The organism is Psychroserpens citreus (genome assembly GCF_055686305.1).
This window is the reverse complement of record NZ_CM145999.1, coordinates 167,357-179,653: the sequence shown is the minus strand read 5'-3', so window position 1 is coordinate 179,653 and position 12,297 is coordinate 167,357. Positions and strand designations below refer to the sequence as shown.

The 12,297-nt window shown below is 30.7% G+C and carries 15 protein-coding genes; all 15 read right to left on the bottom strand.

Going from position 1 to position 12,297, the window contains the following annotated elements:
- Positions 1–187 precede the first annotated feature (187 nt).
- The 15 genes from ACTU6T_RS00950 to ACTU6T_RS00880 all read right to left on the bottom strand — a co-directional run bounded on the left by ACTU6T_RS00950 (position 188) and on the right by ACTU6T_RS00880 (position 12,110).
- A complete protein-coding gene (locus ACTU6T_RS00950) occupies positions 188–610 on the bottom strand; it encodes a hypothetical protein (RefSeq protein ID WP_460219389.1) in 423 nt (140 codons plus the stop codon).
- A gap of 160 nt (positions 611–770) precedes the next feature.
- Positions 771–1,367: a DUF3841 domain-containing protein gene (locus ACTU6T_RS00945; RefSeq protein WP_460219388.1), complete on the bottom strand. Its 597-nt coding sequence runs from the start codon at positions 1,365–1,367 to the stop codon at positions 771–773.
- Between the two features lie 155 nt (positions 1,368–1,522).
- On the bottom strand, positions 1,523–2,242 hold the full coding sequence (locus ACTU6T_RS00940; protein ID WP_460219334.1) for a DMP19 family protein: 720 nt from the start codon (positions 2,240–2,242) through the stop codon (positions 1,523–1,525).
- A gap of 235 nt (positions 2,243–2,477) precedes the next feature.
- Positions 2,478–2,999 (bottom strand): cytochrome b/b6 domain-containing protein, encoded by a 522-nt coding sequence (locus ACTU6T_RS00935; RefSeq protein WP_460219387.1) that lies wholly within the window; start codon positions 2,997–2,999, stop codon positions 2,478–2,480.
- 31 nt (positions 3,000–3,030) lie between these two features.
- Complete coding sequence (locus tag ACTU6T_RS00930) at positions 3,031–3,453, bottom strand: antibiotic biosynthesis monooxygenase family protein (RefSeq protein WP_460219386.1); 423 nt, start codon at positions 3,451–3,453, stop codon at positions 3,031–3,033.
- Between the two features lie 37 nt (positions 3,454–3,490).
- Positions 3,491–3,922, bottom strand: coding sequence for a MarR family winged helix-turn-helix transcriptional regulator (locus tag ACTU6T_RS00925; RefSeq protein WP_460219385.1), 432 nt, complete (start codon positions 3,920–3,922; stop codon positions 3,491–3,493).
- Positions 3,923–4,196: 274 nt separating this feature from the next.
- Positions 4,197–4,718, bottom strand: a complete 522-nt coding sequence (locus ACTU6T_RS00920) for a hypothetical protein (protein WP_460219353.1) — start codon at positions 4,716–4,718, stop codon at positions 4,197–4,199.
- A gap of 704 nt (positions 4,719–5,422) precedes the next feature.
- Complete coding sequence (locus tag ACTU6T_RS00915; RefSeq protein WP_460219384.1) at positions 5,423–6,088, bottom strand: hypothetical protein; 666 nt, start codon at positions 6,086–6,088, stop codon at positions 5,423–5,425.
- Positions 6,089–6,254: 166 nt separating this feature from the next.
- Complete coding sequence (locus ACTU6T_RS00910; protein WP_460219383.1) at positions 6,255–6,977, bottom strand: 3-keto-disaccharide hydrolase; 723 nt, start codon at positions 6,975–6,977, stop codon at positions 6,255–6,257.
- 188 nt (positions 6,978–7,165) lie between these two features.
- Positions 7,166–7,756 (bottom strand): hypothetical protein, encoded by a 591-nt coding sequence (locus ACTU6T_RS00905; RefSeq protein ID WP_460219382.1) that lies wholly within the window; start codon positions 7,754–7,756, stop codon positions 7,166–7,168.
- Positions 7,757–8,293: 537 nt separating this feature from the next.
- Entirely contained in the window at positions 8,294–8,857 is a 564-nt protein-coding gene (locus tag ACTU6T_RS00900; RefSeq protein WP_460219349.1) for a hypothetical protein, read from the bottom strand.
- A complete protein-coding gene (locus ACTU6T_RS00895; protein WP_460219381.1) occupies positions 8,848–9,549 on the bottom strand; it encodes a hypothetical protein in 702 nt (233 codons plus the stop codon). Before ACTU6T_RS00895 ends, ACTU6T_RS00900 begins: the two co-directional genes overlap by 10 nt.
- Before the next feature lie 144 nt (positions 9,550–9,693).
- Positions 9,694–10,452, bottom strand: a complete 759-nt coding sequence (locus ACTU6T_RS00890; RefSeq protein ID WP_460219380.1) for a hypothetical protein — start codon at positions 10,450–10,452, stop codon at positions 9,694–9,696.
- A 165-nt stretch (positions 10,453–10,617) separates the two neighbouring features.
- Complete coding sequence (locus tag ACTU6T_RS00885; protein WP_460219379.1) at positions 10,618–11,274, bottom strand: hypothetical protein; 657 nt, start codon at positions 11,272–11,274, stop codon at positions 10,618–10,620.
- A 155-nt stretch (positions 11,275–11,429) separates the two neighbouring features.
- Positions 11,430–12,110 (bottom strand): hypothetical protein, encoded by a 681-nt coding sequence (locus ACTU6T_RS00880; RefSeq protein ID WP_460219378.1) that lies wholly within the window; start codon positions 12,108–12,110, stop codon positions 11,430–11,432.
- Positions 12,111–12,297: the final 187 nt, after the last annotated feature.

The following is a 12,297-nucleotide window of genomic DNA, read 5'->3' as shown; positions in this document are numbered from 1 at the left end:
AAACGAAAAAAATAAAGAAGTATAGGTAGTATTATAACAAATCAGTCCAAAAAGTTCAGGATCAGTTTTTTCCATCTCTTCTGCCCATTTGAGATGTGCATAATGATGTTTTAGAGACAATATTAATTGGATAATTATTGCAATTATTGAAAAAAGAGGTTTAGAGAATTTCATATTCCTTTTTATTTCAATCTCTATTATTCTTTTCTAATATGTTTTGAACTGCCTCAAAAAACTTATCATTCCTAAAACGACTAATGCCTTTGTCATCTTCCAATATAATTATTTGTCCATTGCTATTACTATAAAAATTTAACAAAGTAATATTTTTTTCATCTGTTCTTTGTAATTCAAGTCTAATGTACCCTTTGTTTGAAGAAACTATTCCATCTAGCAATTGCTCAGATTTTTTTAAGAGGTCAATCAAATTATTAATCTCAATCGAGTCTATTATTTTAGCATTATTTGCAATGTTTTGGATTTCATTGTATCCTTTATTTGTAATTATTACCTCCTTGATATTTGATAAATCATATTCGGACAATGGCCTATCATTCGCACAAGAGACTAAGGTTAAAGTTAGAATCAAATACAATATTTTACTTTTCATTTTCATTTTTCAGCTTGCAGGTAACGTGTTCGTGTATGGTTTGTTGCTGTTAGCGCTAAGTTAGCAAAAAGAAACTGCGTGAAGGAAATTCGGCAGAATTTCCGTGGTAATCTTTAAACACCATTAAGCAATGAACTATACACGTTGTTAGCTACTGTTACTATCTAGCTATAAATTCTGTTACATTAACAATATCTTCAATATTCAATTCCCAAAATGTTGCCTGAATTTTTTTTTCATCCATAGGAAACGTATAATAATCAAGATCAAAATTCATATCAAAAATTTTTTCCCAACTTTTTTCAATCTTGTTAATCAACTGATCATTCTTATTTTTTGAATTGATAAGTTCATCATATTCAGGAATATTTTCACACTCTATTGCCTCAGATTCCGAATTTGCTATATAGCTCCTATAGCATAAGGGAAAATGCCACAATACAAAATCAGAAAGTAGAATATCTTTTCTTTCTTTTAATATTTCTATTCTGTATCCTTTCGTTCCAGGCGGTAAATGACCAGATTTTCTCAAATCGGGTTTAGGTTTTCTTGAATCATAATGTTGATACCAAGCCCAAATTGGAAAACTGCTATTTTGCGAATCAACACTGAGCCTTTTTTCCATTTGAGTTTTCATCCATTCATATCCAAATTTAAATTCTTGATAAATGAACTTTTCTTTCGCTATTAGAATACCTTTAGTTTTTAGCTCTTTCCAACCTTTTTCATCTTGTATTGTCCAAAGTTTCACCTTCATTTTCTGGTAATTGTAGCTAACGTGTTCGTGTATGGTTCAGTTACGTAGGCAAGGTCTAAATTAGTAAAAGAAAACGAACCATTAGGGAAATCCGCAGGATTTTCCGAGTGCAGGCTGTACTAGTAATTAATTATACACGTTGTTGTAAGCCGTTTTTATTCCGTTACTGTTGCAAATTTGTCAATATTATTCTCGATTAAATCAGCAACTTGTTTGTAAAGTTTTTTCTTAAAATCTTTATCGTAATAATAATCCTCAATTTTTTCGGTCGATTTTAATTCTTTATATCCATCAGCAAACGAACTCCATCTTTTTTCCCAATCTTTAGACTCATCATTAAAAACTGCTTTAAGTTCGCTAATTTTTGTCGACTTTCCAGTTAATTCTTTCAACACATTTTTATAGTCAGAATTCAATTCGGTCATTTTTAGTTCGTCCCAAGTTTCTGCAACAGCAATAATAAATTCAGGTCGATTGAAAATAAATTGATAAACACCTCCATTGTCAGTATCTCCATTAAAAGATAGAAATGCCCAAAATATTTTTTGTTCACGAGTTAATTTATTCCATAACTCATTGTAGTCCTCAATTCCACTTTTAGCAACTGTCTCGTCAAAGAATTTATACATATATTCCCACATTCTGTTGTCGTATTCATCAAATTCATTCCAGTTATATTTTGTCTTCGTTGAATCAATCCATTTTTGAGGAATTTCCATTGATATAATCAGTTCACTTTGGTTTCCATCATTTAATGAGAAGAAACTAACTGGTTTAGCATTTTCCGATGTTGATTCTGTCTGGTTTTCTGTTTTCTTATTTAGATAAAAAAACAGAAGCCCGATTGCTATAATTATTCCGATTATTATTTTCATTGACGTTTTTCTCAAATGGCTTACAACGGTTTTGTGTATGGCTCGTTGCGTGCAAATTAGCGATTATTTTTCGGTTAGGCACAAGCCAGATTTTTAAATTTTACTATTTATTTTTTTGTTAGAAATCGTCAAATTTAAAAATTTGGCGACTTTCCAAATATACTCTAACTTCGATTAAGCATCTGATTAGCAATGAGCTATACACGTTGTTACCTGCTGGCTTTTAAATTCTTTCTTATGTAATTCTTTTAAATACATTTTCCTTTTTGAAAATCAAGTGCTTTACAACTCCAATAACGTGCATAACTAACAATATCATCATAATCATTGCCAAAATTCCGTGAGGTTGTAAGGATGTAATTTCATTGTGAGGCTTAATCAATTCTATAGAATTAGTTTTAAATGCTTCTATATATCCACCCAAAATTAATGTGGCTATTCCCGAAATTGCAATTCCGAATAGTAAGAAATAGAAGGCATTATGTATCCAAACAGCCAATTTATCATTGAATTTTGAACCTGTCTTTAAATCGACTGGTCTTTCGTGTTTAAAAAAATAAAAAGACCGAAAGATTGTTAGAATTAAAACAATTGTACCCAAGATTGCGTGGATTTTTATTAAATCCATTTTCTCGGATAGTTCAAGTCCTTCCATATATTTTCCCATAGGAAACAATACAAGAATTAATACCGCTGTTAACCAATGAACAATAACGGTTCCTTTACTGTATTTTTTTACTGAATTATTTTCTTTCATAATTAGTTCTTTTCATCGAAATATGCGTTTATTAGTCTCTAATTACGGTATAAAGCGAAGGTGTTGGCTTTAATCCATCGACAGGAATGATATTGGGTTGTTGCATCATTTTTTTAGTTGCGTCCATAAACGTTTTCGGACTTTCCCAAACAGCAACATTTATCAGCTCGAATTTAGCATCGTCTTTTATTGATTGGTGCAACTTTGTAGATACATAACCTGGTTGCATTTTTAAAAAGTCTCTACACGCTTCCCAATATTTAATTGAGGCTTCTAATTTTCCTGCTGGTACTTCAAATGGATTGATTAGTACTGTGTGGTTTTTGTTCTCACTTGTCATGGCTTTTTCGTTTTTAGTTGTTTTTTCAGTTTTTTTCTCATTGTTACACGATGTTATTCCTAAAAATAAAAGTGTAATAAAAATTGCTTTTGTGAGATTTAATGTCTGTTTCATATTGTTTAATTTTTATGATTAAATAGCTAACAAAATCTTAACTAATGTTTTGCTTTATTTTTTTAATGACAGATAAGAATACGTTTATCTCGTTTTTTGCAATACCTTTTGTAGCGTTGTCTATGAAAATCTTGGCGATTTTGTTCGCTTTTTTAACTTCCATTGTTCCTTTTTCCGTAATATAAATGAGTTTTAATCTTCGGTCTGTTTTAGAGTACTTTCTTTTTACAAATAGTTGTTTTTCAAGAATATCCACCATTCTTGTCGTTGCAGAGTTATCTTTTTTTGTAATAGTTGTAATTTCTTGCATCGAACGGTTGTTTTTCTCAAACAGAACGTTGAGCAACTCTAATTGTTCAGGCGTTATTTTTAATCCATTTTCTTTTAAATGCCTTTTAAATTCTTTGAGGATAATTACTCTTGTTACTGCTATTTGATAAGTTGGACTTTGCTCTCTGAATGAATCCATATTAATTTGACTAATCAATGTTTGACTATGCAAATATATTAAAAAAAATAATATTTGCTATTTTGAAAAGACTATATTTTCGGGTTTGCCCTTACGTTATTTTTTAATAACTGACCATTCGGGTTTGTAGCTTGCAGGTAACGTGTTCGTGTATGGTTAGTTACGTTGGCAAGGTTAAAGTTAGTAAAAAGGGACGAGCCATTAGGGAAATCCACAGGATTTTCCGAGTGCAGGCTGTACTAGTAATTAATTATACACGTTGTTATGTAACGTTTTATAATTCGGATAAATTCCATATTTGTTTGCACAAATTCAAATATTCTTCCAAACCTCTTTCTTTAGTTTTTAATTCAGGTGTATGTGCTTTAGCAGTTATCTCATATCCATTTCCTGAAAAAGTAAGGTAGTACCAATTTCCGTCCATAATTCCGTTACTAGTGGAGTTGTTTACTTTGTCAATGTTAATTTCTTTTAGTTTAGATACTATCATATCAAATTCGGAAGTTGGAATTTCAATCGCATTTTTCATAAATAGCTCTTTATAGTTGAGTTTTGAATCTCCAATAGTATCTTTTTTATCATACAGTTTCCATAAATAACTAATACTGTCATTACGTCTATTCAGGCTTATTCCTATTTGTTTTTTACTATTCTTTGTATATACTATTGATGATTTTATTTTCAGACAGATAAAGGTAATTTCAACGTGCTTATCTATTTTATATTCATTGGAGTTTTGAGAATAATTGATTTTGTAGAAGAAAAGCAAAATTAGAAATGGAGCAATTTTTTTCATTCTTGGTCAAATGTTACATAACGAGTTTGTGTATGATAACGTTGTGTTGGCAAGGAACCAAATTAGTAAATAAAACTAGAACATAGGAAAATCCGTAGGATTTTCCGAATAGTCACAAACTAAACAATGTATTATACACATTGTTACCTACTGTAGTGACAGATAAGAGTAAGTATGTTAATTTTTGCCGTAAAGATTTGAACAATTAATAACTCAAAAGCTAAACTATAGTTTTGCTTTTAACGAATTAAATAGCAAAAAGTGTTTGTAAAACTCTTTGCAGCGCTTATTTCCGAATTTTAAATCAAAAAGACTAAACAGTAAATTCTAGTCTACTTCGAAATCCGCGTCTGAGTGAGATTCCGCATTTGAGTAAGCAATTCCTTTAGAGTTGTAAATTCCTCCGATTTTAAATTCAGAACTAAATTCTTGATTTTAAAACTCTAAATATCATTTCCGAATTCCATTCAGAGAAGAGTGATTAGTAATCCGATTTTCTTGTTATGAAAAGGATTTTGAGTCAGAGAAAAAATCCGTGTTATATTATGATATTCAAGACTTAATTTTCCGATAGAAGTTCTTCAGGAGCTATTGTAGGTAACGTGTTTGTGTATGATTTCGTTGTGGAATTATCCGCAGGATTATTCCGCTTTAGAAATCAGTATAATTTATAAATCAAACTTTGATTTGACTCTCTGCCACAATTAATTATACACGGTGTTGTACACAGTTTTTATTTCTCCTTTTTTGATTAAATCAATTAATTCACACCTTTTTGCCGAATTGGTTTGTTCCGTGAAATTTTCTCCAATTCTAACAAAATCGTATGGAATATGCTTGTTTTCAGATTCGATTGTCTTTTCAAAGCTACTTTCTCCATAAGCAAGAAGTGTTGTCTTGTCAGTACTTTTAGAACTCAACAAGATTCTTTTTAATTCTCCGTTCTTTTGCTTGGTAAAAACCCTAAATCGAGAGCTTTGTAATTCCAATTCAGTTGGATAAAAAGCAATTCCATTTTCGTCAAACTCAATTTGTTCTCGACGATTCTTTTTGTCAAATTTTTGTCCGAAATCTGTATTGTCAATAATTATTGCAGTTCCTTTGAAGTTTGCTGGTAAAATTAAATCCACTTTCTGAATGTCGGCGAAGTAAAATGCTATTTCATAAACTGCTTTTGAGGTTGGATAGAACAAAACCAAAGGCGTCAAAATCCATAATAACTTTTGCTTTAGTTTAAATGTTCCAAAAAGTAGAGAAATTACTCCAATGATAAAAATCGGAAGCCCGATTATAAATCCCATAAAGACAAACATTGGAATCAAAAATCCAATTATTATTAATCCAATTCCAATTTTGTCATATTTGTTCATTTCTCAAATTGTGTACAACGTGTTTGTATATGGTTTGTTGCGTGTTTTAAGCACCTAATTTAGCAAATACAAACTGAATAGGAAATCCGCGAGGATTTTCGTAAGTAGGCTAGAACTAGCAATAAATTATATACGTTGTTGGCAATTGGCTTTTTTAAAATAGTTACTATAGTTCTTTGAATCGTATATTTTTATAATGTATTTCATATGGGTCTCCAGAGTGTGCTTGAAGACATATAGATCCTTTTGAAGCAACATTATCTTTTTCTGTAAATTGTACTGTAGTAATTCCATTGACTTTAATCTCAATATCATTACCAAAAGCAATTACTTTCATCTCATTCCAGTCATAAGGTTTTACTATTTTATGAATTAATTCTCTCTCTGCAAATTTTAATCCAATGGCTGGGTACCAATCTGGGTCAGGGTATCTTGTAGTATCTAATCTACATTCGTCTATTAAACATCCCCAAAGAGAAAAAGGACTATTCATATCTTTAGGATTATGGTCAGAAGTACGGACTACAATATGTGGGTCTGTATATCCAATATCTGCTTGATAAGACGCTACTCTATTTGAATTTTCTATTCTTTTAGCTCTAAAGCTAATTCCGGCATTACCATTCAGTTCTTTGTGAATAAGTTTTACAGATATAGTTAATTCAAAGTCCGAATACTCCTTGTTACTACATAAATAGAAACTATCATCTAACCCTTTATTAAGACTTCCTCCAATAATAGTATTATTCTCAATTCTAAAAGCATTTTTCGAGCCTTCCCATCCTGAAAAAGTTTGTCCATCGAATAGTTGGGTATGATTTTCTTGATGACAAGATGATATTATTAATGTACAAATACAAAACCAGAATATCTGTTTTATTTTTTTCATAGAATTATATTTCAAATTTACGTTTTCATTTAGCTTGTTGCCAACGTGTTCGTGTATGGTTAGTTGCGTTGGCTAGGTCTAAATTAGTAAAAGAAAACGAACCAGAGGAAAATCCGTAGGATTTTCCGAGTACACACAGAACCAGCAATGAATTATACACGTTGTTACCAACTGGCTTTGATTCCGTTTTATATTTTTTTCCATTCTGTTATTGGAATCGGTTCGTATTTTATTTTTTTCACAATATGAGTAAATTCAGTCAGAATTTTTTCTAATTCTTGAATTGAATTTAGTTGCTCTTTTTTTGTATTTATTTTCTTTTTGAATCCGAAATAACTAAAATCTATATTGTGTGATTTGAGTTCGTCCAATTTTTTAGAAAATTCCGAATTGTTCAAATGGTTAGTAAATCCGTAAATCTGAAATTCCGCAATTTTAGATTTGTTTATGTCTATGTCGAAAATCATTTCGCAACCATTAATTTCAGCAACCGCAACATAGTCAACTAAACTATTGTGATTTGGTTTAGTAGTCTTTTTATTAAATCCGATATTTTTCAATTCAGAGTATGGCTTTTGAGATAATATTCGGTTTTTGTATTTCCTTTTTCTAAACCAATCCATTGTCCAAGTTCCAATAACAATTAATGGCAAAACAACTAAAGTCAGAGAATAGATTATAAAAATCCAAATAGCAGAGATTTCAGAGTGAAAGAAAAAAAGAAAAATGGAAAATCCAAGAGTCAGAATTCCACTTATCCACAAATATCCTTTAATCAAAAACTTTTTATTTAATTTCAGCAGTTCGTTCATTCAGCTTGTTGGTAACGGTTTTGTGTATGATAACGTTGTGTTGGTTAGGAACTAAGTTAGTAAATAAAACCAAACCATAGGAAAATCCGTAGGATTTTCCGAGTAGTCACAGAATGAACAATGTATTATACACATTGTTACACTCAAGTAAGCGACACAACAGAGTCATCACGAATGATTAGATAGTTGAAGCAGGAGTGGATTCCGAGTTAGAGTAAGCAGTCCATTCCGCAGGAGTATTAAGTTCCGTAAAGTTGCTCAAAATTCCGTACGAGTAAGATTCCGATTCAGAGTTAAATTCAGAGTTGAGTGAGAAATAATTCAGAGTATGGATTTCCGCAGGAGTAAGTTCGGAGCTATTTGGTGTAACGTGTTTGTGTATGATGTCGTTGCGTTGGTTGAGAACTAATTTAGTAAATAAAACCAGAACATTGGCGTATTCAGCTATTATTCCGAATACTCACAGAGAACGCTATGCATTATACACGTTGTTGTGCATAGTTTTTATCCATATTCAAACCAAACTGTTTTAGAGTTTCGTTCAATCGCATAGTCAATAAATCTTTTGAAATTCCTTAAGTCTTGTCCAAAATTATTTCTAATATAACCATCTCCTTTGTCCTTATTAAAGTCCGAAAAATAGTATTCAGAATTCATAGAGTCAAAATCCGTTTTTATTAGTCTTTCGTAGAGATTGTCAAGATTTTTCAGACTATTAACTAAGTTTTCGACAAGAATTTTTACTTGGTTTATGTTTCCATTTAATTCCTGTTTCCTTTTTTCAAAATCAGACTTTAAACGTTCCCTTTCTTCGTCGTTCCTCGCAAACTCAATCATATCGATTTCTTCCTCTTCGCTTGGATATTCAGTCATTTTGTATAAGTGAGATATATTGATATTAGTTATTTCACCAATTTGATCTAATTCAGGTTTATGTTCTATTACTCCAGGTCGGCACATTAGATTACAAAATTCTCTACTTAACGAATAGAGTTTACTATTCTCAAAATATTCAGACGTGATTACTTCACTATTATTATTTACACTTAAATTAATATCTAAACCCATTTTCCCCTATTATTCTTTTTAATATAAATTCTAAATCCCTCTCCATTTAGTATATCCATTACATAACCAACATTTATTATTCCATAAGATTTAGTTTTATCAAATAAAATTCTGTTGAATCCAACTTTTGCAGCTATTTGTATATCATATTTTGTCTTCCAAAATTCGCGTCCATCTGGGAATTCTGAGCGATATTTAAACCTAATCTTTTGGTTTTTTACATTTAATCTATTTAAGTCTATACGATAATCATTTTTAGATTCAGTACCAATTGTGTCAACTTCAATATTTTGTTTGCTGAAATGTTTTACTAATTCAGTCGAGTCTGCTCTGCTAAAACCAATAATTGAATCAGTTATGACTAAATAAATTGGTGTAGTATCTAGATTAATGGAATCTTTTTTCTTTTTCCATTTTTTTTTGATTTCTAAAAAATCGTCAGATTGTTTCCAATCTTTGTATGCTTTATTAAAATCTGATTCTACATCATACCCTTTTTCTTTGAGAATATTTGGAGGAGGAGGAGGAAGAAGTCTAAAGTCAAAGTAAACAGAATCTATTATTTCAGGAAAGATTTCATAAAAGACAGCTTGTTCAAATTCAGAGTTTGATAGTAATTTTTCTTCCTTACAGTTCCAACAAATCGAAGTAAGAATAATAACTATTATGATTATCCAGAGGTGTTTTCTCATATTTGTGCTAACGTGTACGTGTATGGTTTAGTTGCGTTGGCTAGGTTAAAGTTAGTAAAAGGAAACGAACCATTAGGGAAATCCGCAGGATTTTCCGAGTGCAGGCTGAACTAGTAATTAACTATACACGTTGTTGTGGTGTCGTTATTTTTTAGAATCAATTTCTTTTTTTAATTCCTCTTGTAAATTCAGATTAGCTTCTTTGATTTCGGTCAAATATTCAGATAGTCCACTGATTAGCATTTCTCCATAGCCAGTCGACTGTTTCATAGTTTTATATGCAGTTGAGTTTTTATCAGCTACAAATGATTCTATTAATTCGTCGACATTTTTGTCTCTTTCTCTTATATCCAAGTAGAGTAGCCAATATTCGTTCATTTCAGAACTGAAGTTGATATTTCTGTATTCAACTCTACTTTGTCTGATTTCATAGGTGTTTTTCTCAAGCAATTCGTAATAATCTATACACAAATCAGTCAAATTCTCATTTGAAAGGTTATACAGTTTTCCCGAATTTATCATTTCATCATATGTAGATGTTCGCGGATTAATATCTTGAAGTTGTGCGCCACCATAACCTCTTTTAATGTATTTAATTATTGAGTCGTTATTATTTTTAAAAAAAGCATATTTGGCTCCTTTTAAATTTTTTAAGTGTCTTGAATAATAATCTTCAATTTCCACTATATGTTCATAATCCGCTTCTATATCAGCAATTAGTTTTTTTAAAATTGTTGTTTCTACTTGTCTGTCCCTGTAATCATTATATGTTCCGTTAATCCAAATTGCAATAAGAATCCCAATAACGACCAATATTATTTCTCCAAAGGCGTATTTAAGATACTTTCCAGTTTTCCCTTTTGAAAGCAAGTTTTGTCTAATTTGTCTAAAGAATTTTATCATTGGTTAAAGGTTGTTCATAATGCACCACAACGTGTTCGTGTATGGCTAGTTATGTTGGCAAGGTGTAAGTTAGTAAAAAGGAACGAACCATTAGGGAAATCCGCAGGATTTTCCGAGTGCAAGCTGCACCAATAATTAGTTATACACGTTGTTGTGGCACGTATTTTATTCTTTTCGGTATGCTATCATTTCCATTGGTCCAGTTGGAATTAAATAAAGTTTCAAAAATTCCGACGTAACTTCTTTGATTGGAATTGAACCATTTCTTTTTCCATTAAAATAAATTGAAACAAAAAAGGTTGAATCAATTTGTTCAATTATTTTTTTCTTGCCTTCTTTTCTCTTAAACCTTTCCAGCCTTTCTTTATCCCAAAGTTCTTTATTAAATTCAAATTCCGATTCTCGTCCATTTTCAGTCAGTACGAAAGTCAGTTTTTCAATATCTTCTTTTTTCAGCGTTGTGATTGTCGGTTCAAGTCGATAAAAGTCACACTCAAAAACAGCGTCTTTGTCATTTGACTTTCCGTTGATAAACCATTTTATATGATTCTCATTAACGATTTCGTATTTAGAAGTTTTCTCGTTGTTAAGGTTCAAAAAGTCTCCATTACTCATTTTCAATGTCGTTGCCTTTTCTTTGAGTGAAAAATCAGTATAAATGTCAACATTGTCATTGTTGATTTCGAGAAGTTGAAAACCAGGATATCCTTTCTTTTCATTTCCTGAATCAACGTCTTTCAGAATATATTTTCCATTCATATTTTGTCCAATTACTGAATTAAAAATCAATGTTAATAATATGAAGATTGTTGTTTTTCTCATATGTGCCACAACGTGTTCGTGTATGGTTAGTTGCGTAGGCTAGAGCTAAGTTAGCAAAAGAAAACGAACCAGAGGAAAATCCGTAGGATTTTCCGAGTACACACAGACTAGTAATTGACTATACACGTTGTTAGCCACTGGTTTTTTTAATTTTCTTATATAGAACACTCATCTGAAAGCTTATAAAAATATTTTATTTTATACTTTTTATGAGCATTTTTCTCAGAACTTTTTTTAGTAAAAATCTCACAAGCTTTAAAATATTCTGATAGCTGCTTTAGACTAAACTTATCAGAAGTTGCTGTGCTATTATAGCTAAATATTATAGAATTAGAATTAGGTTTCGTTAAACAAGTTTTTCCGCCATTTTTTCCAGGTTTAGAATAATAATAAAAATCAGCATTTTTTCCTGAATACATTAATTTAGCTAAACCAACATTTTCTTCTTTGTCATTATAAATGACTTTGTAACGATTTATATAAGTTTCAATTTTAAATTCATCAGGATCGTCACTATTTTCAATAATCTTTTGATATTTTTTAGAAGTGTTTTTTTCGTTAATTTCTTTAAGTTGACTCACAATTAATTCGGGTGGCGCTTGGGTTATATTGTCAATATCAGATATTTGATATGAAACGCAATCTTTATTTTTTTTTCCATTACATAATTTTACTTTACCATTGAATTCTATTCCTTGGGAATTATTAAGCTTTAATTTACCTTTTTTAATTGTTCCATCATTAAATACAATTTTGTCAATTGTAGGAATTTCGTTCTGCGAAAAGGTATTAATACAATAAATAAATAGAATTAGTGTAGAGATGTGACTTTTCAATTTCATAATATTTAATCTATATTTTTTAGAGTTTGGTTAAACTTGTTGCTAACGTGTACGTGTATGGTTAGTTACGTTGGCTAGGTCTAAGTTAGTAAAAAGGAACGAACCATTAGGGAAATCCGCAGGATTTTCCGAGTGCAGGCTGAACTAGTAATTAATTATACACGGTGTTGTAGGTAGTTTT